This is a genomic window from Rhodoligotrophos defluvii (assembly GCF_005281615.1).
Classification (GTDB): Bacteria; Pseudomonadota; Alphaproteobacteria; order Rhizobiales; family Im1; genus Rhodoligotrophos; species Rhodoligotrophos defluvii.
This window is the reverse complement of sequence record NZ_SZZM01000008.1, coordinates 44184-69017: the sequence shown is the minus strand read 5'-3', so window position 1 is coordinate 69017 and position 24834 is coordinate 44184. Positions and strand designations below refer to the sequence as shown.

Here is a 24834-nt window from a genome sequence, read left to right as displayed (position 1 = left end):
TTCGCGCGACCGCATCCCTGGAGCATTTTCGAGCGAAGTGGACGCCGGTTCGCGTCAGGAAATGCGACAAGCAAGAACTCAGAGCGGTTTCGCGATTCCAGGAAAAGCGAAAACGCTCGGGTCTGCTGGCGAGCATTCCGCCATCATAGGCAACAACGGATCCATCATGAGCCTTGGCCTGACCAGCGTGCCTTCCCTGCGCGGCGAGGGTGTGCTGGCGGCGTCCGCCAGGCGCGCCCCGCGCATTGCGCTGGTATTGCCAGCCCTGGGCGCTGGCGGCAGCGAGGGCGTGGTGAGCTTTCTTGCCAACCAATGGGCATTGCGCGGTTGGCAGGTGGCGATCGTCACCCCGGAGGCGGATGGGACGGCTCCCTACTATGCCCTTTCCCCAAGCGTGGAGCTGCGCCGGCTGAACGTGCCGGTGCGGCGTTATGGTCCCATGCTGGGCGCCGCGATGACGGCGCGCCGCCTGCACCTCCTCCGCCGCACCTTCCTGGAGCTGAGACCGGACCTGGTGGTGAGCTTCCTCACCCGCACCAATGTCTTGTCGGTGCTGGCGGCCAGAGGCACCGGCATCCCCGTGATCGTGTCCGAGCGCAACAACCCGGAGATGCAGAGTTTCGGCCCCGTCTGGAGCCGTCTGCGCAGCTGGAGCTACCCCAAGGCTTATGGGCTGATCACCATGACCCAGGGGGCCATGGACTGCTTCCCACGCGAGCAGCGCCGCCGCAGCTGGGTCATCCCCAACCAGGTTCATTTGCCCCCTGATATCGTTCCGCGCCGCAACGGCAACACGGTGGCGGCCGTCGGCAGGCTGGTGCCCCAGAAGGGCTTTGACCTGCTGCTTGAAGCCTTCGCGCAGATTGCCGATCTCCACCCGGACTGGAAGCTGGTGATCTGGGGCGAGGGTCCGGAACGCGAGCGGCTCACCGCCCAGCGCGACGCCTTGGGGCTGGCCGGCCGGGTCCACCTCCCCGGGGTGAGCGAGCGGCCCGGTGCCTGGATCGAGACGACCGACGTGTTCGTCCTCTCCTCCCGCTACGAGGGCTGGGGCATCGTTCTCATGGAAGCCATGGCGGCGGGCCTGCCCGTCGTCGCCTTCGATTGTCGGTTCGGGCCGCGCGAGATGATCACCCACGGTGAGGACGGGCTGCTCGTGCCCGACGGCAATATCGGCGCGCTCGCCGCTTCCCTGTCATTGCTTTTGCGGGACCACTCGCTTCGCCGCAGTCTCGCCGCCCATGCGCGCCTGTCCGCCAGGCGGTTCTCCAGCGAGAACGTGATGGCCGCCTGGGATGACGTGGTGGACGCCGCCCTAAACGCGCGCCGGCTGTGAGGGCAGCGCGGTGCGATAGATCATCGACAGGCCGACGAGCCACACCAGCGCCATCACCACATGGGCGATATTGCCGCCCATCGCCCCGATGAACGGAATGGTGCTGAACGCGGTCAAGTGAAAGGCCACCGTGGCGATGCTCACCACCCGCAAGACCGAGGGTTGCCGGCCCATGGCCAGCAGCGCGGTGCGCACCGCGCTGCCGCTGAGAGTCATGGTCACGGCCAGCATCTGCACGACCGCCAGGCTCGCCGCATCCGCAAAGCTCGGCCCCGCCGTCCACGCGAGCACCGGCTGGGCGACAAGGGCAGTGGCAATAACGAGCGCGACGCCGATGCCCGCCAGCATCACCTCGATCTGCAAGACGGCGCGGCGGAATTCGTTCACTGCGTTATCCGCCCATAACCGGGCCACGTCCGGGTAGAGCACCGCCTGCACCTGCACGCCCAATTGCAGCACAAGGCGCCCCAAGCGTTTGGCAATATGGTAGAGGCCGGCCGCCGCAGGCCCGGCCAGCATGCCCACCAGCAAGGTATCGAACTCGTTGGCGCTCGACCGTAGCGTGAGCTCGACATTGCTGCCCACCGTGAAGCTCAACAGCCCCTTGAACCGGCGGGTCACGCCCGTGAGAGGCGCCCACAGCAAGCGGCGCACGCCCTGCCGCCGGATCTCCCAGAAGGCAAGCCCAAGCAGGGTCAACGCACCGATGATCTGCGTGACGGTCCAGACGATCACGAAATAGCGCAGGCCCTGGCCTGTGATGAGCCCGACGGCGCAGAAGCCCAGCCGCAGCACGCTGCTGATCAACGCCCCATAGGCGGTCAGCTTGAACCGCCCGGCCAGCCGCATCACCGCGGTTGGAAATCCGCTGATCTGGAACAGCAGCACCGTTGCATAGATCAGCACCTGGTCGACGTTTTGCGCGCTTATGCCCACCAGCGGCCCGAACAGCAGCGCAAGGCCGATGGCGGTCAGATACGCGGTTGCCGCCGCCCCGATATCCACCAGCAGCCCGAATTTCAGCAACGCCCGGTAGTCGTTGAGGTGCTCGCGGCCGCGCACCTCCGCGCCATACTTGATCAGCGGCTGCCAGGATTGAAAGGCGATCAGCCGCTCCACCGCCCGCACATAGGCCAGCGTGAGCGCGAGAATGCCATAGTCGGTCGGCCCCAGCGCCCGCGCAGTCAACACGAAGGCGACCAGGCCGATGGCCGACCCGAAGACATTGCCCGTGAGCAGATGGCCCGTGTTGACGAGGCGCCTGCGCAGGGCCGCCTCTTCGCGCCAGAAGCGCCGCGCCTGGCGGCCGAAGCTTCGCACAGCGGCCGGAGAGATCACGTAAGGCTCCACCTTCTCGGCCTGTTAGAGCAGGCCTCGATACTCTCACCAGATCCATCGGCCGCCAAAGGACGCAATGCACGACGGCCTGTCAGGAAAATCCTTGCCGCCCGGGCGGAGGCCAGCTCGTGCAGGCAATCCTGCAGCTCGTCGAGCGAGCGGATCCGCATATGAGCCTCGTGGTCGGCACCCGGCGCGGCGTGGTCGTGCACCCGCTCCGGCCGCGCGATTTCCACCGTCATCCACCCCCGTGCCTTGGGCGTGACGAAATCCTTGCGCGGATTGTCGGCCACATAGACCAGCGGCGCCTTGAAGGGAGCCGCCCAGGCCTCCAGACACCTGAACGGCCTCGAATGCGGCTTGCCGAACCCCTCGCCCAGCGCTGCCGTGCACAGCACGAACCCGAGCGCTTGGTCGAGGCCCAGCGCCCTCACCTTCGCCTGCTGGGTGAGAAGCAATCCGTCGGTGATCAGCCCATGCCGCGCAGGATTGGTGGCAAGGAACCGCTTGGCATCATCGGTCAGGGCAATGGCTGGGTCGTGGCTTCGGTAGACACGGATCAGCTGCGCAAGCAGCGCCTGGTCGCCACCAAGCCCGAGCGCGTCGAGAGCGCGGTCGAAGGTTAGTGTCCGCTGCCCCGCCTCGAACAGGGCAAGGCAGACCTGCTCCAGCCCCTCAACGCCCTTATTCCGGCGCAGCCATGTGTCCGCCGCCTTGAAGCCGCTGCGCACGAAGTCGCGCTCGAGATAGAGCGTGTCGTCCAGGTCGAACACGATGGTGAAAGGCAAGCTCACGCGGGCCGTCTCCTCACCCCTCGAAGAACGCGGCGTCGTAGCGGAGCATCAGCACTCCGTCGCGCCAATCATCATGCGGCCGCGCGGGCAGGCCCGCCACCTCCTCCAAGAGCCAGCGTGCATATTCCGCGCCCGCGTGGTGAGCGAGCGGATAGCCGCCGCCGAAGCGTGCGTTCACCTCGAACACCCGCGGCCCCAGCCGCTCGTCCAGGATGGCCTGGAAACACATGACGCCCCGGGCTTCCGGTAAGGCCCGCGCCACGAGAGTAGCGAGGTCATAGAATAGCGGGTTGCGCTCGGTTCGCCCCTTCTCCACCTCGCCCGCGCGCACCTGCAGCCGCCGATGGGCAATCGCGCTGCACATATGGCCCCTCTGATCGATGAACATGTTCACCGTGTATTCCGGGCCGCGCAGCAACTCTTGCAGCACCATCGGCTCCTCCGGGTTCGCCGGCAGCTCGTCCGGATCGTGAATGATGCGGATGCCGCGGCTGGCGCTGCCGCCCGCAGGCTTCAGGAACATCGGCCAGGTGAGGCTCCGGCGGCATGGCCCGAGCTGGTCGAGCGCGATGGTCACCGGCACCGGCACACCTGCCGCGCCCAGAACCTCCACCGTGCGCAGCTTGTCGCGCACCACCTCGATCACCGGTGGCGGGCTCACATGCACCCGCGCCCCAACCTGCGCGAAGCGCTCCGCGGCGACAGCCAGCGGCGCAAGCTCCGGATCGATGGTGGGCACCACCAGCCGCACGCCGAACGCCCGGACGATCTCCAACATCGCGTCGGAAAATTCCGGGTGGGTGCAGGCGGGCACCGGAAAGCACTGGTCGGCAGCCCAGCAGGCGGCGCTCATGGCGGGGTTCTGGTCGCAGGCCAGCACGGTAGGGCTCAGTCCGGCGCGCCGTGCGGCATGGCGGAAGCACTCGATGAGCCCGACACGCCGCCCCGCCGAAGAGATGAGCACCGTCAGATCCATCGCGCCGAGCCTTCAGGCCACATAGCGCGAACGGGTCCGCGCCGAGGCCCCGCCACCCGCAGCCTCGGCCATGACCTCCCTTACCACCGCAGCCACCCGGCGCATGTCCGCCTCGCTCTGGCAGGGATCCACAAGGAAGGCCAAGCTCGTCTCACCAAGGCTGGCCGCAACCGGCAGCGGCGCCCTCGGACCGAAGCCGGCCCGCGTGAAGGCGAGCTCCCGGTAGATCTCCGAACAGCTGCCGGTGAAGCACGCAACCCCGCGGCTCGTTATGGTCTCTAGGATCCGGTCCCGGTTCCATCCCGGCCTCAGCCGGTCCGGCTCGACGAAGGTGTAGAACCGATACCACGCGTGGCGCACATGCGGCGGCGGCACCGGCGTGCGCAAGCCCGGCAGCGACCGGAACGCTTGCATCAGAATGGCTGCATTGGCCGCCCGCTGCTCATGCCAGCGCTCCAGCCGCTCGAGCTGGCAAAGGCCGAGGGCAGCTTGCATCTCGGTCATCCGGTAATTCGAGCCGAAGCTTTCATGCAGCCAGCGGAAGCCCGGCTTGTGCGTGCGCCTGAACACGGCGTCATAGCTCTTCCCATGGTCCTTGAGGCTCCATGCCCGCTGCCACAGACGGTCGTCGTCCATGGCCAGCAGCCCCCCTTCACCCCCAGTGGTGATGATCTTGTCCTGACAGAACGAGAAAGCGGCGATGTCGCCGAAGCTGCCCACGGGACGGCCGTGCAGCATGGCCCCATGGGCCTGGGCGCAGTCCTCGATCACCAGCACGCCATGCTCTCTGGCCAGCGCCATGATCGCGTCCATCTCCGCCGGCCAGCCGGCCAGATGCACGATGATGATGGCCCGGGTGCGCTCGGTGAGCGCCGCCGCGATGGTGGACGCGGTCATCGCCTGGCTGTCCCTGTCCACATCGGCAAAGACCGGCACGCCCCCGGCCATGGGCACGCAGGCGGCCGAGGCCACGAAGCTGCGCGGGGTGACGATAACCTCGTCCCCCGGCGCGAGGCCGATGGCCTGCAGCGCCACGTCCAGGGCCACGGTACCGTTCCCCAAGGCGATGGCATGGCGCCGGCCCAGAAGCGCCGCATAGGCTTCCTCGAACGCGGCGATGCGGGTGCCGGTCCAGGCATTCACCCTGCCCGACCTGAGCACATCAGCCACTTCCGCGATCTGCGCCTCGTCATAGTGCGGCCAGCGGTTCATGTTCAGCCTCCCTTGATCCGGTCCGACTCTTCGCCTGGCGCGCGCACCACGTGCCGCACCAGCACGAAAGCCTCAGCGGCATGGCAATGGACGGCAGCCCCGCGCAGCATGGCCAAGGCCTTGAGCGCCTCCGCCGAGCGCTCATGCGGAAAATCCCGCAGCTGCGACGCGAACATTTCCATGGCATCGAGCTTCAGCTGCAGCGTGTTTGAGATGTCGATGAACACGTTGGGCTGGAAGCCGGGGCTCAGATACGGAGCATTCCAGTTGGTCTCCGACAGGGTCTCGTAAGCCAGGATGGTCGCGGGAAACTTCGCTTGATGTGGCCGCGCCGCCACCAGCGCCGACAGGAAGGTGAGCTGGTGGTCGCGGTGGATGTCGCCCACGAATGGCACCAGCAGGGTGGCGGGGTCGAGATCGGCGATGACGCCCCGAATGGCGGCATTGAGGGCCGCGTGGGGCGTCTCCGACAGCTCCGCCGCCGGCTGGCCCAGCCAAAGGGTCTCGCGCACGCCGAGCGCGCGGTGCGCCTGCTCGGCCTCGTGCCGCACCCGGGCAACCTGGGCCGCGGAATAGGCTGGTGGACGGCCGCTGGTGACCACCGCCACGGTCACCTCCATGCCGGCGCGCGCGAGCCGCGCAATCGTGCCGCCTGCCCCCAGGATCTCGTCATCCGGATGGGGGGCGATCACCAGCGTCCGCCCGAAGCTGTCGAGCCCGAAAGTCATGGGGTGATGTCTCCCAGCTTGGCATGGAGCTTCGGCCGCTCGGCGCTTCCCTCACACCGCCAGCCGGTAACGTGGATTGAGGCCCCATCGCCGCAGCGCACCGCGAAGCCGTCGGCCGTATGGCACTGCACTTGGCCGGGAAGCCCGATATAGCGGTGCCCGTCCGGCAGAAGCACGGCCTCATCGACGAACAGCTTGCTCCCGTCATAGGTGGAGAACGCGCCGGGATAGGGGTCCCCCACCGCACGAATGAGCCGCAGCACATGCTCCGCCGGCTCGCGCCAGTCGATGCGGCCGTCCTCCGCCGTGCGCTTGGCGCAATAGGTGGCGGCGGCGTGATCCTGTGGAATGCGCGGGGCCGCGCCGTTCCGCACCAGCGCCACCGCCTCCGGCAACAGGCGGGCGAGCGCTTGGGTCTGCTTGGCATAGAGGCTGCGCGCCGTCTCGTCGGGTGCGATCTCCATCTGCTCCTGCCGCAGGATCGGCCCGGAATCGACCCCGTCGTCCAGCCAGAACAAGGTGGCCGCCGTGGTCGTCTCGCCCAGAAGGATCGTCCAGGGGATCACGGCACGCCCGCGCATCCGCGGCAGCGGCGCCGGGTGAAAGCCGATAGTGCCCATGCGCGCGACAGAGCGGAAATCCGCCCCGCAGATCTCCGACCAGCCGATCACCAACGTCAGGTCGATCTCGCCCGCACGCATGGCTTCAATCACCTCCGGCCGGTTCACATGCCTCGCATGGAGCAGCGCGCTTCCGCCAGCCTGGGCCAAGGGCGCCAGGTCGACGTAGTCCGAGTGGCGGTGGCGGGCTTCCGGCGGCAGGGTGATCACCAGGGCCGGCGCCATCCCCGCTTCGACCAATGCTCTAAGCGCGATCGCCGAGCCCTCCACCGCGCCAACAAAGGCCATCCTCATGGGCCAGCTCCACCGGATCCGCCCGCGAACCGCGCGGCAAGATGGGCCTGCGCCGCCGCAACCGCCTCGGCGCGCACGCGCTCCCCGCGAAGAAGGGTGGCGATGGTCATCAGCAGGATCTTGAGGTCCAGACGCAGGGTGCGGTGGTCGATGTACCAGATGTCCAGCGCCAGCTTGTCCGCATCGGTCAGCCGCACATTGCCGTTTACCTGCGCCCAGCCGGTGAGGCCCGGCCGCACCCGGCCCCGCGCGATACCCAGCGCGCGGAAACTGGCGATCGTCTCCGGCCGCAGCGGCCGTGGGCCAACAAAGCTCATGTCTCCCGCAACGATCGCCCACAGCTGCGGGATCTCGTCAAGCCGCCAGCGCCGGATCCAGCGGGTCAGGCCCGTTTCACGCAAGTGGTCGGGCAGGAGCGCGCCTGCTGCATCACGATGCTCGTGCATGGTGCGGAACTTCACGATGGTGAAGCAGCGGCCGCCCAGCCCGCTGCGCACCTGTCGGAACAGCACCGGGCGGCCGAGCGTCAGCCAAACGGCCAGGGCAACCGCCGCGGCCGGCAGCGCAGCGGCGAGCAGCGCGGCCCCGGCCGCGGCCCGCTGCAGCGCCATCCCGTGCTCCCGCACCGGCGTGGACCGTACCGCATTGTCGATCTCCGCCAGCACAGCGCGCTTCCTCCTATTGCACCGGCTGGTCGACCCTGTGCAGGGCCGCAATCGGGGCGGCCCCGGTGGCGGGCTCGATCTTCACCACCAGCACGTCGCCGGGAAACAACAGCGTGGACGGTTTGGCCGGCACATCGCTCACCACCTCGTCGATCTCGCGCCGGATGGTGAAGCTCAGCACCATCTCGCGCTGCGCCGCCACGTCTTCCGCCGTCATGCTGGCCAGGAGCATGAGCTGTTCCTCGCCCGCGCGGCGCGATGCGATCGCTTTCGCGAGGTCCGCCTGATGGGTCTGCAGATCCGTAAGCGCCTCCAGATGACGCTTGTGTTCGAGATCGGCCAGCTGGCTCCTCAACAGCCCGATGCCCCGCCGGTCATCGGACAGATTGGCCAGCACCTGGAGCTGACGGGCCTCGTCGGTCGCCAGCTGCCGCTCCAGGCTGAACACCTCGTTCATGGTCTTGATGCCCTGCTTCTGCAGCTTTCGCGCCCGCTCCAGTTCCGACTGGGTGAACGCAACGCTGTCGGCCGACCTCTCGGCCAGTTTCTGCAGCAGCACCAGCCCGCGCTCCGCTTCCGCAATGCCTTCGGTCAGGATCTGCTTGCGCTCGGTAAAGCCGTCGCGCTCTCTGGCCAGGATCTGCTGCTCCACCTGCCGCAGGGTCTCTGCCACCGGCCCGTCCACATAGGCTCGCGCCTCGGCCGGCACGTCCTCATCGAGAATGTCGGGCTGACCGGCCAGCTGCGCCCTGAGCCGCGCGATCGCCAGCGCCTCGCGAATGAGGCCGGCTTCGATCTCCTCCAGTTGGCCACGCAGGCGCGCTCGCGCCATGATCGGATCCTCACCGCCCGCGGCGGTGATCTGGCCGCCCGCAAGACCCAGCGCCTTTTCCGCGGTCAGTTTCGGCTGGAACGGGTAAGCACCGGGCTGGCGCACGTCACCCATCACGAAAACCGGCCGGTAGGTTGCCACCGACAGCGCGATCTTGGGCACGATGAAGATCCGCCGGGCGGCATAGGCCTCGGTCACCTGCCGCAACGCCTCCGCAATTGGCAGCCCCGCCACGTGGACCGGCCCCAGATAGGGTGCCTGGATGGTTCCGTCCCCGGCGATCAGCAGGTCCACCGGGTCCTTGTCGTCATCGAGGATGTCGAGCTTGAGCGTGTCGCCGGGAGCCAGCTGGAAACCGTTGCTTTCACCTGCGCTTGCCCTCGTCCAACAGATCGCGACGAGCAGCAGCACAATAACGGCCCCCATACAGGATTTTATTGTCATTTTTGAAACGTAATCCATGACCTATCCCCGAGATTTCTTTTCGAAATCTCTAACTCGTGCCAACTTATATATTCTCACAATATAGTTTTACTGTCCAATCTTTATCATGATAATAGAAGAAAACGCGAGTTTGTTCGGCTTACTTCGGGAGGAGCGCCCATGATCCGGCACGTCGACAGCCAGAGCATCCAGGCGGTCGCCACACCCGTCCGCACCGTGGCTGTGATTTGCAGCTACACGGCCTCGCTGGTGAACTTCCGCTATCGCCTGCTTGCCGCCATGACGGCGGGGGGCCACAGGGTGATTGCTTTCGGGCCAGAACATGACCCCGCAAGCGTTGCGGCGCTCAGCGCGATCGAGGTGGAGTTTCACCGGGTTCCCATGGCCCGCGCCGGCCTCAACCCGTTCGCAGACCTGCGCACCCTCGCCCATCTCTGGCGCGTGCTCCGCGCTCACGACCCGGACGTGGTGCTTTGCTACACCATGAAGCCTATCATCTACGGCCTGATCGCCGCGCGCTTGGCCGGCATCAGGCGCCGCTATGCCCTGGTCACCGGGCTCGGCTACGTGTTTAGCGACAGCGCGGCGAGCCTCCGCCTGCGCCTCATCCGCCGGCTGGCCACCCGGCTCTACCGGATCGCCCTGCGCGGCTGCCGCCGGGTCTTCGTCTACAACGACGCGGACGCGCACGACATCCGCGCCGGTCGCATGGTCAGTGGTGACACCCCGATCATCATGGTGGCGGGCTCGGGCGTCGATCTCGAGCGCTTCCAGCCGGCTCCCCTGCCGGCCGGGGCACCGGCCTTCCTGCTCATCGCCCGCCTCTTGCGCGAGAAAGGCATCGCCGAATTCGCCAAGGCAGCGCTCGACCTCCACCAGCGCCACCCGCAGGCCCGCTTCCGCATTCTCGGTCCGCTCGATCCAAGCCCGCTTGCCATCTCCCGTGCCGAAATCGACGCTTGGACCGCTTCGGGCGCCGTCGAGTATCTGGGCGAGACCAGGGACGTGCGGCCCTTCCTGCGCGATGCGAGCGTGTTCGTGCTGCCGTCCTATTACCGCGAGGGCGTGCCCCGCAGCATCCTCGAAGCCATGGCCATGGGCCGCCCCATCATCACAGCCGACAGCCCCGGCTGCCGCGAAACTGTCATTAACGGCGAGAACGGCTTCATCGTGCCGCCGAGAGATCCCACTGCGCTGGCTGCTGCCATGGAACGGTTCATCCGCGATCCGATGCTTGCCCGGGCCATGGGCAAGCGCGCTTTGGAGGTCGCGCGCACCCGCTTCGATGTCGAGGCGGTGAACCGTCACCTGCTCACCGAAATGGACTTGCTCGGCACGGCCGACGGCCGGTGATGCCCGCTTCCCGTCCATGGTCATCTCAATACCTCAGATAGGCCCTCGCCTGGCGCGGATAATTCGCCACGTTCAGCGGATGCCGTCCGGGCTGTCCCTGCGGCTCCACCCCGGTCAGCACGGTGCCGATCAGCGGCGCATGGTTGATGCGGAGCCGGGCCGTCGCGCTGGCCAGCTCCTGCTCTCTGGTGCGGGCGAACTCGGTGACCAGCAGCACACCGTCCACATGCGGGGCGAGGCTGTTGGCATCCTCGAGGATGAGAACCGGCGCGCAGCAGATAACCACGATCTCGTGCGAAGCCCGCAGTTCCTCCATCAGCCAGCGCAGCACCTTGGAGTGCAGGGAGGTCATGCCATCGGGGGCGGCCCGATCGTGGATCTTGAGCACGTCGAGCCCCGGAATGTTCGGAAGTGAATACAGGCAGTCCGCAAGCGAACGCTCACCGGACAGCACTGCACCCAAGCCCGGTATGTCATCGCGCTCCGCCAACGGTAGCGCCGAGCGAGGATCGAAATCCACCAGCACCGCCTTGACGCCATCCTGCACCGCCATGCAGGCGAAGCCCAGGGCGATCTCGGCCGCGCCCTCGCGGGACAAAGGCGCGGTGAACACGACCGCCGGCTTCGCCATGGGAAGCCGGATGCGGCAGGCGAGATAGAGTGACCTCAGCGCCTCCGTATAGCTCGAGCGCTTGAGCTCTGCCAGATGGCCCAGGGACGCCCGCACCCTTCGGCCGAGCCGCCGCGGCAATCTCGGGATATTGGCGAGGTTCGGCAGCTGCGCGACGTTGAAGATCCTCTCGCCCGAGCGGATCTTCGTATCCAGCGTCTCGATCGCGACCGCGAACAATATGGCCAGCAGCGCAGAGCCCACGAGGCCGCCGGCGAAGATCCGGCTCTTCTGCGGAAAGGCCGGACGGGTGGGTACCGCCGCGACCGACACCACCCTGGCGCTGGGCTGGGCGATCTCCGCATAGGGATCGAGCCCGCCAAGCCGCGCCACGACGACGTCGTGCAGCTTCTGATCCGCCAGCAGGTCCCGCTCCAGCTCGCGCTTTCTGATTTCCGCCAGCGCCTTTTCCCTCAGGCGCGTCTGCAGGTCGGCGATGTCATTCTCCAGCTGCCGCACGCGCTCGGCGGCGATCCGCTCTTCCCCTGCCAGATCCTCGATAATGTGGTTGATCTCGCCTTTGATCATCTCGGCAACGCTTGCAAGCTGCGCGTCCGCTTGCAGCACCTGCGGATGGTTGGGCCCGAGGTTCGAGGCATATTGCGCGCGCTCGCGCATGACGCGCGCCTGGTCGCCCTTGAGCGACGCCAGCAGGGGTGAGGTCAACGCCGCGCCATCCATGTCGGTAGCGCCGTGCAGCATCCCGATCGCCTGCTGCCGTCGGGCTTGAATCCCGGCCAGCTCCACTCTGGCGGCCGTGAGCTGGGTGTTGGTGCCGTCGATGCGCTGGCGCAGCACGTCGTCCCGCGCCTCGGAGGCCAAATCGTTCGTGCGGCTGAACTCGGCGATCTTGCGCTCGTTATCCGCGATCCGCTCGGCGATCTCGTCCGCCTGCTCCCGCAGGAACGTCACCGCATCGGTCATCGCCTGCTTCTTCACGTCCTGCAGCCAGGCGACATAGACATTCGCCACCGTATTGGCGAGGGTCGCCGAAAGCTCGGGGTCCGGCGTGGTGACATGCACCGAAACCGCCAGACTGTCGCCGCTTCGGCTCACGCTCAGCTTGGATAGGAAGCTGGTGATCGCCTGGTCCCGCTGCACGGAAACGGCAGGCATCCTCCTGACCGAGCCAGCGAGATCGAGCCCCACCGAGGCGCCGAGGCTCCCGATCCAGTCCTTGATGCGCGCGGCGATGCTGGTCTCCTCCCCCTCCTCCGGCAGATAGGTGTTGAACCAGGGATGGTCGATCAGGTTCATGGCATCGACCACGCGTCCCGCCAGCACGCGCGAGCCGATGATGTCCATCTCCGTCTCGATCGCCGAGCGGTCGCGCTCCTCGCTCTGCAGTTCGGTCACCGCCTCCAGCAGCGGCGCTTCCTTGCGTTCGAGCACGATCGCCGCCGTGGCCGTGTAGCTGTTGGGCGCAAGCATCAGCGCGATCGCCAACAGCGCAAGCGACACCGAGACGAACGAGGCGATGAAGAACCTGCGCCTGCGGATGAGCGCAATGGTATCGCGAAGACCGATGACATGAGTGGCCTGCGACGGCGCAAATATTTCTTCGCCGGCAGCGTCCGGTTTCGCCCCATCAATGCCTCGTCTCGCCTCCAACATTGCGCACCTTTTCTTTCATAACTAAGTCAAACGAAGCAAGAAATCACAATATTAGATCATTTATTTTTAAAAATATCTGAGTAATACTTACAGACATCGATGGAGAGATTGCGTCGATGACCAGCATTCCAACGATCCGCGAGTCCGGCCCTCCGGTGATCTCCAGGGGCATAAAGCTGCCCTTGTTGATGGCATCGCGCCGGATCGAGTTCGCGCTGGCCTGCGCCGTCGTGTTCTTCGCGCCGATCAACGTGTTGAGGCTCGAGGCCTTCTACTTCACGGTCAGCGATGCGCTGGCTTGCCTTTGCCTCGGGCTGATGTTGCTCAACCGCTCGGCCCAGCTGAGGCCGTTCGGCCCGGGCACCGCCTTCTGGCTGTTCGGCCTGGCGGTTGCCATGGGCGGCCTGATGGCCAGCAGCCTGCTTGCCGGCGCCGAGGATCGCGGCGTCATTCTCCTGCTGCAGTATGTCTTCGCCTATTTCGTGCTGCCGGTGATCTTGCTGGCTCGCCCCTGGAGCCAGGCCACGATGCTGATCAAGGTGTTCATCGCCTCGATCACCATCATGGTCGTGCACGGGATCTACGTGGTCGATATCGTAGGCGAGTACAACACGGTGTTCGTCAGCGGCAGCCGGCGTCTGCAGGGCTTCGTCGAACGGGAGAACGAGTGCGGCAGCCTCATCGCGCTCACGATCCCGCTGCTCCTGAGCTTGGTCGGCATGGGCGCGCTGCGGCCGGTCTATGCCCTCCTGCTCGCACCGCTCTTGACCTATGGCCTCATGCTGACCGGCTCGAACACCGCGCTTTATGCGATGCTTCTCGGCCTGGGGCTGATCTTCCTGGCCAATTTCAGCGTGAAGCGGCTGATCTTCGCCTTGTGCACCCTGCAGCTGCTGTGGCTCGCAATCAACATGCCCGCCGTCCAGGACCATCTGCCCGCCGCGTTCCGCAAGCGGGTGCTGACCGGCCTTTCCACGGGCGAGCTGTCCAGCGCCGGCACCTTCCGCGAGCGCATGGCGCTCAACGAGGAAGCCTTTCATCTCGCGGGCGATGCTCTGTGGCTTGGCTATGGCGCCGACCAGTACCGCGAGATCAGTGCCTGGAAGACCCCCGTGCACAACCTCTATCTGCTGATGTGGAACGAGGGCGGCCTGATTGCGCTTGCGGGTCTCGTGCTCATGCTTGCCGGCGCCGTCGTCGTGCTTGTTTCGGTGCTGCGCTACAGGAACAGCCGTCCGGTCTTCATCTGCGGCTTCGTCACGCTCAGCCTGTTTGCCATGCTCATGAATGCGGTGCCCCATGTCTATGGCCGCTTCTGGGCCGTGCCGGTCCTGCTCTCCATCGGCCCGGCCGTGGCCTTCCTCAACGCGCGGGCATCGCGCGAGGCCGGCCTGCGTCGCGCCGCCTCGCCCCGGCAGTCGCGATAAGGGCGTCCGGCCGCAACGGCGTGCGTCAGCGCTGCGGCTGCTGCGCGGCGAGGCGCGCGGCATCCATGCCTCTGCCATCCCCGGCAAGCTCATGCAGATACTCCTCGAAATTGGTCCAGCCGTCGCCGTCGAGATCCGACAGGCCGTCGGCCGCGCTGGTCGGTGAAAGCCCGACCGACAGCTCCCAGCTGTCGGCCATGCCGTCTCGGTCCTCGTCCGCGGGCGGCGGAGCAGAGGCGAGATGAGGCCAGCCGCCGACGTCTTCCGGATCGCTCTTCAGCAGGTGCCCTGACCGCGTGTGCACCGCCTCGACGATCCGGCGGTCGACCGCATCCCGCAGCGGTCGTGTGGCACCGGCCTTGGCCAGCACCTCGTCATAGGCTTCACGGGCGGGCAGAGCACGCACGTGAGCCACGTCGAACGGGGCCGAGACCACCGCACCCCGCTGCTCCTCCGCGACGACGAGATCCTCCGCCATGCCGTCATCCGGCCGATAGGTCTCGTCGATATTGCCGGCGAGGTGGATGGCGTAGCCCTTGCCGCCTTCGTCGAAGAGGTGGACGAGATGGTCGTCCTTCTCCTTCGCGCCGGCAATCTTGTAGTTGCCCACCACATTGGCCCTGATCTTGGCCGCGCGATCGCTGAAGCTGATCACGTAATCCCACACCGGCGAGTAGAGCACGTTGTTGACCACGTCCGCCGTGACCCCCCTGCCCTCCATCTGGATCTGGGGATTCCGGAATTTTCCGAAGGCGAACAGGTTGTGATGGATGGAGAAGTTACCGCCCATGGTCAGCAGCATGTTGCGGGCGCGGTTGCGCTTGCCCGGCCCGCCGTCCAGAAGCGGCTCCGAGATGATCCCCCACTGAATGGTGATGTTCCGTGCGCCTTCGGAATCGATGGTCTCGTCCGACCCCCAGCTCGCCGAGACATGATCGACGATGATGTCGGTGGCATCCTCGCCGTAGAAGCCCAGGGCGCCGGAGCAGCACGCCGCCTGCTCGTGCGGGCCCGGCCGCAGCCGCAGGTGGCGTATGATCACGTCGTGGGTGAGGATCTCCACCGATGGCCGCAGCTGACGCGGGCTGTTGCGGATCGCGATGCCACCGCCCGGCGCAGTCTCGCCGGCAATGGTGAGATAGGGATTGGTGATCACCAGCGACCGCTTCTTGAGCGTGATGGTGCCGCTCACCCGGAACACGCAGGTGCGCGGCCCCTCGGCCTCTATGCATGCCCGCAATGATCCTTCGCCCTCCTCCGCCGTGGTCGTGACGAACAGCACGGCACCGCCCCGGCCGCCCTTCGCCCCGGCCCCGAAGCCTTCCGCCGTGGGAAAGGCGCGCTGCCGGCCGTCCGGCAGCTTCGGGGGAACATAGGAAGCAGGCTTCTCCCGGTCGCCCGCACCCGGCAGATCCGGCAGGCTGAGCGCGAGACAGCCCTGGCTGGCCGCAACTGTGAACCCCAGCAGCACGAGCACCGCCGCAATGGCTGCCAGCCTCAACCCGTCCAGACCCGCGCGCCCGCTCATGGGTCAGCTCCCGGTCTGCTCGGGTCGGCCGCCAGCACCAGCGCCTCGACCTCCGCGCCTCGGCCCACCCGCGCGGTCACCCTGAAACGGCCATGCTCATCGAGCTCGAACAGGGTTCCGTCGTGGCCGGTCTCGACCGTCCGCACCACGAGCAGCAGCGCACCGGCCGCCCGGCAGTAGCGCCGGAGGTTGTCGACCGCCCGGCCGAGCTGGCCCGTCGTGAAATAGCCGGCATTCAATAGGTTGGCAGCCCGGATGAAATCGAACTGACCGACGAAGCCGGGCTCGCACAGCAGGACGTCGCTGTCGACGAGCTCGATCGCGCGGCCGGCGAGCGCCCGGCTCTCCATCCTGAACGGCTGCGACTGGCCCTGGACGATGCGCGCGCGCAGACGCGGCTGCAGCGCCATTCTCGCGAAAAACCGCGGCAGGGCCGCAAGCGTGACCAGGTCCAGCCGCCGCGACCAGGCCCGGATGCCGATGCCGCCCACGTCATACTGCAGCGGCCAGCCCTCCGGATCGCTCAGCACGCTGAGCCAGGGCGTAAGCTCCACCAGGTGAGCCTCGATGAACCGGTCCGTTGCCACCACCCGGCCGGGCCCCAGGCCCTCGGCGGCCAAGAAATCGACGAGCTCTATGGTGGTGAGCCCGGTCGACGCGCCCACGTCCAGTACCGCGCAGCCCTGCTTCAGCCTTTGCTTGAAGATGGGGGCGAGCCACGGCTCCAGTGCCGCAAACCGCCCGGGCTCGGTGTATTTGAACGTGCCGTTGCGCATCTTGAGGCGCGAGAAGAACGCGCATTCAAGCTTGAGGTCCACAGGGCCCTGGGCCCCGAGGAATGCTTTGGCCGTCAGCGGCAATGCCTGGAAACGCTCGGCATGAGCCATCCGCACCTCACGACGTTCCCAGGAATTGAGCATAGCGGCGAGCGATCTCGGGCAGCCCGTAATGATCGGCGATGCGCTTGCGTGCGGCCGCCGCCCATTGGCGGTACGTCCCGGCGCTCATGTCGAGCATGCGGCACATGCCCTCGGCCAAGGCGCAGCTGTCGCCCGGCGCCACCACAATTCCCGTGTCGCCCACGATTGCGGCCGCATCTCCGACATCCGTCGTGACGACAGGTTTGCCGAAGCTCATGGCCTCCGCCACCACATTGGGAAACCCCTCCGTCCGCGACGACAGCACCAGCACGTCGATCGCGCGATAGAACCCGCCCATATCCTGGGTTTCTCCGCGCAGGTCGATGGCCTGCGGCGGTAGCCCGGCGGCATCCCGCAAGGCAATGGCCTCCGCATTGTCTTCTTCGAGGCCGGCGCCCACCGCGACGAACCGTGCCTCTGGTCGCTGTCGGTAGACCTGCGCTGCCGCCCGGAAGAACGTGGCATGGTCCTTCTGCGGATGAAGGCGGGCCGCGATCCCGAACACCCGCGGCTGATGAGCCTGCTCGCAGGTGACCGGCATGGCCGGACCGAAGCCGTTGGGGATGACGGTCATGTTGCCGTTGCGAAAGCCGAAGTGCCGATGCAGGGCGAGCGAGCGCGAGGAGTTGAAGATGATGCCGCTCGGCAGATGCGAAAGATGGCGAGCGGCGCGCACGGCAAGCCGCGTGCTGCGCGAGAACGACCGGGGATCATCGAGCGACTGCCGCACGTTCCAGAACACCGGGACGTGCACCCCGCTCAGGCGCTGCGCAACCGTTCCGGCCACCATCGCGTGGTACATCCAGCACAGAATGGCAGCCGGCCGTTCCTGATGGATCAGCCGGGCGAGCCGCCGAATGCCCCGCGTCAGTTCTGTCAGCGAGCGCACGCCCAGCGCCTGGTGGCGGATGGGATCGCCCCTGGCGGCCCGGTAACGGGGAGAAACGTCGCGGAGAGACACCACCATGGCATCGGCTGGCTCGACCGTGAGCAGCCTTGAAAGCATTGTCTCCGCGCCAGCATTGGCCGAATAGTTGGTGATGACGTGCATGATCATCTTACGATGGGCCCGGCGCTTACTCTGCGGGACTGCCCTATCCGCCATCTAGCAAACGTTAACGAAGGCCCAGAGAAAGTTGGAGGATTAAAAACCTGACACGAGCGCGCCTATGCCTTACAGGCCGGGCCCATTGCTGACATTAGGTTAGGCAAGCAGATCTTCTTGTGAGCGAAATGACTTTCCCGATATAGAAACGACAAGAATCTGTAGCATACTTCATGCATCATTGTAATGATTTTCCGGAGCCCTCAGGGGGATAGCAGCTAAAACACAGAAATAAACAAACAACCAACCAAAAACACATGTGATTGGCGCCAGAGACTTCCGAATAAAAGCTTCGGGTCGCAAGTTTTTACGACGCAAAACCACTCCTGTACCAAAATGTGGCAGGATTTAACTATACTGTTGACAACGGCAATAGTTATGCGATTGTATAATCTTGGGGGTTGAGCAGAGGTCCGATGGAGGTCGGGCCGAGGAGGTCGTGCCGGAGACGGGGCTTCGGGACATATCCCTGGGGAGGGCTTTACATGACGACGGCGGATCGCTCCGACGACGACGTGCCTTCGCCAACACCCGACAAGGCAAGTGGTCATCGCGCAGCGCCCGATTTCGATTGGGAAAATCAGGCCGGGTCAAAGGCGATGAGCGTGCAGGAGGGCGCACGCTCATCCGGTCGCAAGCGTGCTAGAGCATCTTCGAGCCACGACGCGGCAGCCGAGCAGCCGAACGCTGCAATGGCGGGTCGACGACGCCAACCCTCGTCAGAAGCCGATCTGAACGCCGGCTCCGCGGCGGAGCACGCGCCAAGCATGGCCGACGACCAGCGCGAGCAACTGGCACGCGATATCCATGACCTCGCCGGCCAGCACATCGTCGCTGTGCTGATCAAGCTCTCTATCCTCGAGGCAACCTGCCGGGACCCGAACCTGCTGGCGCGCTTCGCGGAGATCCGGGCGATCATCACCCAGCTCAGCAAAGAGCTGCATGACCTTGTCGCAGGCAAGCGCGCGGGCATTCCAACCGGTGGCCGGCTTGTTCCGGTCCTGTCGGACATGGTGGCCCAGTGGGAGGCGAGAGTGGGCATTCCCGGCCGGTTCAGCCACCACCTCGCGCCTGGTACGATCATCGATGACGACGCGGCGGAAACCGTGTTCCGCATCGTGCAGGAAGCGTTGACCAACGTCGCCACCCATGCGCGGACCGCGTCCTTGGCCTTCGTCCGCATCAGCGCGAATAGCGAAAGGATCGAGCTTGAGGTCGAAGACGACGGGCCTGGCTTCGATGACCTGAATTGTCATTCCCATCCGCTTGACCGCAAGCACGTGGGCATCGCCGGAATGTCGGCCCGCGTCGCGCGCCTCGGCGGGCATCTCGCCATAAAGCCGCGCGAGGGCGGAGGCAGCCGCGTGCACGCCGTCATTCCAAACTCGAAACCGGGCACAACCAGCTCAACGGAGAGGGGAGACGATCATGACGTCTCAGATCCGAACTGTCATCGTGGATGATCACCCGGTCGTGGTCGCCGGGGCGCGCACGCTGTTGGAGGCCTGCAAAGACATCGTCTGCGTGGGTGAGGCCAATACCGGCGCGGACGCACTGGAGCTGATCGCCGGCACCAGCCCCGACGTGGCCATTCTGGACGTGTCCCTGCCGGACATGAACGGGCTGGCCCTGACTGAGCAGATCGTGGCGCGCGGCAGCGACACCCATGTGGTGATCATGACCCTCTATCACGACCGCAGCTACATACAGCGGGCGCTCCAGGCCGGCGCCAAGGGTTTCGTGCAGAAATGCTCGTCAGGTCAGAACCTGGTGCTTGCCGTGCGATCGGTCATGCTCGGAGCCCTGTTCTTCGATCCGCCGTCCGCCACCGAGATGACGGCCGCTCAAGACCACAACCAGCCGCTCACGAAATCGCCGGCGACGCACGGCCTGACTGCGCGCGAACAGGACGTGCTGCGCATGGTCGCGCTTGGCTATTCCAACAAGGAGATCGCCGCGCGCGCCAATATCAGCATCAAGTCGATCGAGACATATAAGGCCCGAGCAACCGACAAGCTGAAGCTCCACTCCCGCGCGCAGATCGTCCGGTTCGCGATCAACCAGGGCTGGATGGCCGACGCGCGGGAATGTTCCTGAGCTTTATGCCCGGCATTTCTCCAGGCGGCCCGCAGGGTGGACTCAGCTCTGCGGGTCGCGCCCCAGGAATTCCATGAACTCGATCACCACGCCGTCCGGGTCTTCCACGCAGAACACCTTGATCAGCGAGCCGCCGAGCGAAATCCGGATGGGTGGGCTATATGGCTTGTGACCCGCGCTGGCCAGACGTGCATGCACCGCTTGTGCATCACGGGTCTTGAGGCAGATGCGCGCCATGCCCGGTTGGGCGAGGCTCCTTCGCCGTTCATTGGGTTCTCGCGGCGATCTCCACTCGATGAGATCGAGGCGCATGGCGCGCGGGTCGTCTGGCGCCAAGGACAGGAGCGCCGCGCGCGCATCGCAGTCGTCAGGCAGCGCGAGGATCGGGCCGAGGCCGATCTCGCCGAAGCTGCGCCGCGGTCCCGGCCGATTGTCGAAATCCAACACCACTTCGAAGCCGATCAACCTGTAGAACGCCAGCGACCGCTCGAAATCGGTGCAGTTCACGTTGATGTGAAAGAACCCGTGCACGTCCTTCTGATCGGCTGTGGCCATTGCTCGCTCCATGTAGCCAGACCTCAGGGCTGTTGCCCTTTACCGGCGCAGTCAATGGCGCGGACCATGACTTCGACCGCATCGCCTTGTTCGAGACCGGTTTCGCGCACCAGCGTTCGCCATGTAAAAAAGCTGAGCGCCAGCCGCAGCATCGCATCTTGCTTGCGATCCAACCCCGCGCCAAGCACTTCGTGATAGCCCGCCATATAGGGCCCAAGGCGCAGTTCGGTGATTTCCTTCGTCAAGGCATGATGCTCCGCATCGCGGAGCACGCATGCCGCCATCTGAGCATTTCGTTCATACCAGCCGTAAACCGCACCAAGGCCGATACGAAGCCGTTGGCGCCCATCATCGATGCTCCGCCACGGGTCGGCCTCGGGTAGAGGATCGCGCTCCATCGCCAGGCCTGAACAAGCCAGATACAGGCTACGCTCGTCGGGAAAGTGGGCATAGAGCGTGTGCCGCTGAACGCCGGCCCGTTCGGCCACCATGCTGAGGCTCGTGTGCGCCGGCCCGAGGGTGCTGTGGAGCTCCACAGCGGCCTCGACGATCCGTCTCCTGGTCTCTGCCTGCTTCTCGGCCCGCCGCTTCAGCGTATAGGTTCGGCTCATAGCAATTTCATTACACAGAGTTGTGCATTCATATTGACAGGCAATCAAATTTTGACTACACACATATGTACTATGAAATTCAGCCGATGTCCACCGCCCGCCGGGCGGAACAACGGCCATATCGAGCATCGTTCAGGAGACCTCCATGGAGACTAGAGTCAACGAAATCGCCGACGGCATCTACCGCCTCTCGACCTTTGTGCCCGATATCGCTTCGCCGGCTGGCTTCACCTTCAACCAGTTCCTCATTCTCGGGGATGAACCGCTGCTGTTCCACACCGGACTGCGAAAGATGTTTCCATTGGTCCGCGAGGCTGCGAGCCGCCTCGTTCCGGCCGAACAGCTGCGCTGGATTGCCTTCGGCCACTTCGAGGCTGACGAATGCGGCGCAATGAATGAATGGCTGGCTGTCGCACCGCACGCGCAAATCGCGCACGGCCAGACCGGCTGCCTCGTATCGCTGAACGACATGGCCGATCGGCCCCCGCGGGTTCTCCAGGACGGAGAAGTCATCGACCTGGGTCGGGGAAAGAGAGTTCGTTATCTGGACACGCCACATACCCCGCATGGCTGGGACGCCGGCCTGCTCTATGAGGAATCGACCGAAACCCTGTTGTGCGGTGATCTCTTTACCCAGCTCGGCGACGGCCCGGCGTTGACGGACAGCGATATCGTGGGACCGGCGATTGCCGCCGAGAACCTGTTCCAGTATTCATCCCTCAGCCCGAACATGGGGACAACGATCCGTGCTCTCGCCAGTCTCGCACCACGCACGCTGGCGCTGATGCACGGTCCCTCCTACTCGGGTGATAGCCGGGCGGCGCTGAGTGCGTTGGCGGACGAATACGACCACCGCGCCTCCGATCGGACACTCGCGCCCGAGGGCCGGCAGAACTAGCCTGTCGTGAGAAGCAGCGCGTCTTCCGCGAGCCAGGAGGCATACAGACGATCGCCCCGCGTAAGATCAAGCGCGTCGAAAGCGTGTTGTGGCATCTGCACGCGGATGTTGCGCTCGGTGCCGGCGTCGAGATGCACGGTGACCATGGTGCCCACGAACTGCTCGCTGATCACCGTCACCGGCACCGCAGCTATGTCTTCCGGCTTGACCCGGGCAAGTCTCACCCGGTCGGCGCTGATCACAAGATCGACGGCGCGTCCTACGGCCAGGCCCGCGCCGGCCGGCGCCTGGAAGGACCCCAGCGTGGTTTCAACCGTGGCCATGCCGCCCGACAGGGCCGCGACACGCCCCTCGATGATGTTGTTGGTGCCGACGAATTCCGCCACGAACCGGTTGGCCGGCCGACGGAACACCTCTCGCGGCGTCCCGTTCTGCTGGATGCGGCCCTCGTTCATGATCACCACCCGGTCGGCCATGGCAAAAGCTTCGGACTGGCTGTGGGTCACATAGACGAAGGTGATGCCGAGCTCCTTCTGCAGCTTGGTCAGTTCTGCCTGCATCCGCACCACCAGATGCGCATCGAGCGCCGAGAGCGGCTCGTCCAGCAGCAGCACATTGGGTTCGGTGACCAGGGCGCGGGCGAGCGCGACCCGCTGCGCCTGGCCGCCGGAAATCTTGCCGATATTGGCATGCGCCAGCGGCGCGATGCCCAGTCGCTCCAGCCACCGCATGGCGCGCCCATCGCGCTCGGCCTTGGCGAGGCCGGACATCTTCAGCCCGAAGGTCACATTGCCCAGAACGTCCAGGAACGGAAACAACGCCAGGCTCTGCCAAACCATCGGCATGTTCCGCTCCCATGGCTTCTGGTGGGTGATGTCGGCGCCGTTGAACAGAATGCGGCCGCTCGTCGGCGCCTCGAGGCCAGCCAGCATGCGCAGGGTGGTCGTCTTGCCGCAGCCGCTCGGCCCCATGATGGCGACGAAGGTGCCGGCATCGATATCGAGGTCCAATCCATCCACCGCGGCCAGGGTGCCGAACCGTTTGGTCACGTCCACGAAACGGATCAATGGCGCGCTTGCTTGTCCAGCGCTGTCGCTCATTTGCCCCCGCCCATGATCCGCCCCCGGGGCCGGCCGGTGCGGGTTAGCACCAGGATCTGCGCCAGCACCACCAGCACGATCGAGACAGTGAAGGTGAAGCTGCCGATCGCGTTGATGCGCGGGCTGGCCTGCCCCTGCACGAAATTGAGCACGCGCACTGGCAAGGTCTCCTCCAGGCCCGAAATGAACCAGACGATCGCGAACTCGTCGAACGAGAGCGCAGCGGTCACGAACAGGGCGGCGAAGATCGCCGGCAGCGTGAACGGCACGACCACGCTCATCATGGCCCGCCATTCGCTGGCGCCCAGGTTCCAGGCGGCCGCCTCCAGTGCCGGGTCCATCTGCGCGAGCCGCAGGCGGATCACCGCCATGGCGAAGGGAATGCATAACACCGTATGGCCGATCACGATCGAATAGAGATGACCCGACAGCCCCAGCTGCGCCAGATAGAACAGCATGGCCAGACCCAGGATCAGGATCGGCACCAGGGGCGGCATGAAGCCTAGAGCCACATAGAGCGGCTTGAACCTGAAGCTGTAGCGGTAATCCGTATAGGCGGCACCAAAACCGATGGCCGTCGCCAGCACCGACACGATGATCCCGACGATCACCGTTCGCCGCGCCGCGGCGAGCACTTGCGGATCGTTCCACACCGCCTCGTACCACTGCAGGCTGAAGGCCGACAAAGGCAGCGAAGGAAACCGATCCGCGCTGAACGAGAAGATGAAGCTCACCACGATCGGCGCGAAGATCAGTCCGAAGATGATCACCACGTAGAGCCGGAGGAACAGGCCGATGATGCGGTCGTGATTCATCGCCCGGGCCGTCGGTAGGCGAAGGCCATGGCGGCGGAGACCACCACGACCAGCGAAACGATCATGACGAGGGCGATGACCGAGGCCCGCGGCCAGTGCGAGCCGGCGCGCACCTGATCGATGATCAGCAGGCTCACCGTCGGCGGGTTGGAGCCGCCCAGGATCTGCGGACTGACGAAATCGCCGAAGCACAGCACGAAGGCGAACGCCGCCCCGAGGATCAGGCCGACCCGCGCCGACGGGATCACCACCGAGAACACGGTGCGCAGCCGGCCGCAGCCGAGATTGTGCGCCGCTTCGATGAGGCGCCGGTCGATGAAGGCGAGGCTCAACAGCTGCAGCAGCGCCACCAGCGGCAGCACCAGGGTGAGATAGCCGACCAGCGTGCCGAAATAGGCGTTGATCATGGCATAGGGCCCGAGCCCCACGAACCCGAGCACGTCGTTTACGATGCCGCCGGCCCCCAGCATCGTGCGCCAGGTATAGGCGCGCACCAGATAGGAGGTGAAAAAGGGCGTGATCAGCAGCCCGGCGCCGAACAGCCTTGCCCGGTCCGATATCTTGAAGGCGAGCGTATAGGCCAGCGGGAACGCCAGGATCGAGGCGACCGCCGCCGCCACCGCCGAATACCATAGCGACCGGAGATAGCCGTCCCAGAAATAGCCGGTGTTGAAGATCCTGGTCCAGTTGGCCAGCGTCATGTCCGGCATCAGCCGGTAGTTGCGCACCGACCAGAAGCTCAGGGCGATCAGGAACAAGAGCGGCCCGAGGAAGAATACGAGTTGCCACAGGCCGAGCGGCGTAGCCCAGAACAGGGCAAAGCCACTTGGCCTCGCCCGGCCGGGCGTCTCGGGATCAGCCGCAGATTGGCGCAGCTTCATCGGGTCGCTGACATGTGCTTC

At 65.8% G+C, this 24834-nt stretch carries 23 protein-coding genes; 6 read left to right on the top strand and 17 right to left on the bottom strand.

Translation table 11 applies throughout. The features are described 5' to 3' along the window. Positions 1-166 precede the first annotated feature (166 nt). Positions 167-1336 carry a glycosyltransferase family 4 protein gene (locus E4P09_RS24030; protein ID WP_137392200.1) on the top strand — a complete coding sequence of 390 codons (1170 nt, stop codon included), beginning with the start codon at positions 167-169 and terminating at the stop codon, positions 1334-1336. Here E4P09_RS24030 and E4P09_RS24025 read toward each other — a convergent pair. From E4P09_RS24025 to E4P09_RS23990, 8 genes are read right to left on the bottom strand one after another with little or no spacing between them, the layout of a single operon-like run. Continuing rightward, entirely contained in the window at positions 1316-2674 is a 1359-nt protein-coding gene (locus E4P09_RS24025) for a lipopolysaccharide biosynthesis protein (protein ID WP_239025349.1), read from the bottom strand. The genes E4P09_RS24030 and E4P09_RS24025 overlap by 21 nt on opposite strands. Further along, complete coding sequence (locus tag E4P09_RS24020; protein WP_137392199.1) at positions 2671-3468, bottom strand: HAD family hydrolase; 798 nt, start codon at positions 3466-3468, stop codon at positions 2671-2673. The genes E4P09_RS24025 and E4P09_RS24020 overlap by 4 nt, the downstream gene beginning before the upstream one ends. Positions 3469-3481: 13 nt before the next feature. Next, positions 3482-4444 carry an ATP-grasp domain-containing protein gene (locus tag E4P09_RS24015; protein WP_137392198.1) on the bottom strand — a complete coding sequence of 321 codons (963 nt, stop codon included), beginning with the start codon at positions 4442-4444 and terminating at the stop codon, positions 3482-3484. Positions 4445-4456: 12 nt separating this feature from the next. Continuing rightward, positions 4457-5656: a DegT/DnrJ/EryC1/StrS family aminotransferase gene (locus E4P09_RS24010; protein WP_137392197.1), complete on the bottom strand. Its 1200-nt coding sequence runs from the start codon at positions 5654-5656 to the stop codon at positions 4457-4459. A gap of 2 nt (positions 5657-5658) precedes the next feature. After that, complete coding sequence (locus tag E4P09_RS24005) at positions 5659-6384, bottom strand: PIG-L deacetylase family protein (protein ID WP_137392196.1); 726 nt, start codon at positions 6382-6384, stop codon at positions 5659-5661. Beyond that, positions 6381-7298: a methionyl-tRNA formyltransferase gene (locus tag E4P09_RS24000; protein WP_137392195.1), complete on the bottom strand. Its 918-nt coding sequence runs from the start codon at positions 7296-7298 to the stop codon at positions 6381-6383. The genes E4P09_RS24005 and E4P09_RS24000 overlap by 4 nt, the downstream gene beginning before the upstream one ends. Then, positions 7295-7963, bottom strand: coding sequence for a sugar transferase (locus E4P09_RS23995; protein WP_239025348.1), 669 nt, complete (start codon positions 7961-7963; stop codon positions 7295-7297). The genes E4P09_RS24000 and E4P09_RS23995 overlap by 4 nt, the downstream gene beginning before the upstream one ends. Before the next feature lie 13 nt (positions 7964-7976). Then, positions 7977-9221, bottom strand: a complete 1245-nt coding sequence (locus E4P09_RS23990) for a polysaccharide biosynthesis/export family protein (protein ID WP_170984617.1) — start codon at positions 9219-9221, stop codon at positions 7977-7979. A gap of 177 nt (positions 9222-9398) precedes the next feature. On the opposite strand from E4P09_RS23990, the gene E4P09_RS23985 reads away from it, so the two are divergent. Beyond that, positions 9399-10592: a glycosyltransferase family 4 protein gene (locus E4P09_RS23985; protein WP_137392193.1), complete on the top strand. Its 1194-nt coding sequence runs from the start codon at positions 9399-9401 to the stop codon at positions 10590-10592. A gap of 25 nt (positions 10593-10617) precedes the next feature. On the opposite strand, the gene E4P09_RS23980 is transcribed toward E4P09_RS23985, so the two are convergent. Continuing rightward, on the bottom strand, positions 10618-12876 hold the full coding sequence (locus E4P09_RS23980; RefSeq protein WP_137392192.1) for a GumC family protein: 2259 nt from the start codon (positions 12874-12876) through the stop codon (positions 10618-10620). Positions 12877-12992: 116 nt separating this feature from the next. Between E4P09_RS23980 and E4P09_RS23975 the strand changes: the two genes are divergently transcribed. Next, positions 12993-14303 (top strand): O-antigen ligase family protein, encoded by a 1311-nt coding sequence (locus tag E4P09_RS23975; RefSeq protein WP_137392191.1) that lies wholly within the window; start codon positions 12993-12995, stop codon positions 14301-14303. A 25-nt stretch (positions 14304-14328) separates the two neighbouring features. Here E4P09_RS23975 and E4P09_RS23970 read toward each other — a convergent pair whose 3' ends face one another. From E4P09_RS23970 to E4P09_RS23960, 3 genes are read right to left on the bottom strand one after another with little or no spacing between them, the layout of a single operon-like run. Next, positions 14329-15831 carry a pectate lyase family protein gene (locus E4P09_RS23970; protein WP_137392190.1) on the bottom strand — a complete coding sequence of 501 codons (1503 nt, stop codon included), beginning with the start codon at positions 15829-15831 and terminating at the stop codon, positions 14329-14331. Then, the gene (locus E4P09_RS23965) at positions 15828-16718 is read right to left on the bottom strand and encodes an ATP-binding protein (RefSeq protein WP_239025347.1); all 891 of its coding nucleotides are present in this window, start codon (positions 16716-16718) and stop codon (positions 15828-15830) included. Before E4P09_RS23965 ends, E4P09_RS23970 begins: the two co-directional genes overlap by 4 nt. A 7-nt stretch (positions 16719-16725) precedes the next feature. Continuing rightward, complete coding sequence (locus E4P09_RS23960) at positions 16726-17802, bottom strand: glycosyltransferase (protein ID WP_338049026.1); 1077 nt, start codon at positions 17800-17802, stop codon at positions 16726-16728. 539 nt (positions 17803-18341) lie between these two features. Here E4P09_RS23960 and E4P09_RS23955 point away from each other — a divergent pair. Together E4P09_RS23955 and E4P09_RS23950 are read left to right on the top strand one after the other, a co-directional pair. Beyond that, the gene (locus E4P09_RS23955) at positions 18342-19319 is read left to right on the top strand and encodes a sensor histidine kinase (RefSeq protein ID WP_170984616.1); all 978 of its coding nucleotides are present in this window, start codon (positions 18342-18344) and stop codon (positions 19317-19319) included. Continuing rightward, positions 19285-19953: a response regulator gene (locus E4P09_RS23950; protein WP_137392187.1), complete on the top strand. Its 669-nt coding sequence runs from the start codon at positions 19285-19287 to the stop codon at positions 19951-19953. Before E4P09_RS23955 ends, E4P09_RS23950 begins: the two co-directional genes overlap by 35 nt. Before the next feature lie 42 nt (positions 19954-19995). On the opposite strand, the gene E4P09_RS23945 is transcribed toward E4P09_RS23950, so the two are convergent. Further along, positions 19996-20508: a VOC family protein gene (locus E4P09_RS23945; protein ID WP_170984615.1), complete on the bottom strand. Its 513-nt coding sequence runs from the start codon at positions 20506-20508 to the stop codon at positions 19996-19998. Between the two features lie 23 nt (positions 20509-20531). After that, positions 20532-21248 carry a TetR/AcrR family transcriptional regulator gene (locus E4P09_RS23940; RefSeq protein WP_239025346.1) on the bottom strand — a complete coding sequence of 239 codons (717 nt, stop codon included), beginning with the start codon at positions 21246-21248 and terminating at the stop codon, positions 20532-20534. A 16-nt stretch (positions 21249-21264) separates the two neighbouring features. On the opposite strand from E4P09_RS23940, the gene E4P09_RS23935 reads away from it, so the two are divergent. Next, complete coding sequence (locus E4P09_RS23935; RefSeq protein WP_137392185.1) at positions 21265-22017, top strand: oxygen-binding di-iron domain-containing protein; 753 nt, start codon at positions 21265-21267, stop codon at positions 22015-22017. On the opposite strand, the gene E4P09_RS23930 is transcribed toward E4P09_RS23935, so the two are convergent. The 3 genes from E4P09_RS23930 to E4P09_RS23920 are packed head-to-tail and all read right to left on the bottom strand — an operon-like array spanning position 22014 to position 24813. Further along, positions 22014-23117: an ABC transporter ATP-binding protein gene (locus E4P09_RS23930; RefSeq protein WP_137392184.1), complete on the bottom strand. Its 1104-nt coding sequence runs from the start codon at positions 23115-23117 to the stop codon at positions 22014-22016. The two genes, E4P09_RS23935 and E4P09_RS23930, sit on opposite strands and share 4 nt — an antisense overlap. Beyond that, entirely contained in the window at positions 23114-23932 is an 819-nt protein-coding gene (locus E4P09_RS23925) for an ABC transporter permease (protein WP_137392183.1), read from the bottom strand. The genes E4P09_RS23930 and E4P09_RS23925 overlap by 4 nt, the downstream gene beginning before the upstream one ends. After that, positions 23929-24813, bottom strand: a complete 885-nt coding sequence (locus E4P09_RS23920; protein ID WP_137392182.1) for an ABC transporter permease — start codon at positions 24811-24813, stop codon at positions 23929-23931. Before E4P09_RS23920 ends, E4P09_RS23925 begins: the two co-directional genes overlap by 4 nt. Positions 24814-24834: the final 21 nt, after the last annotated feature.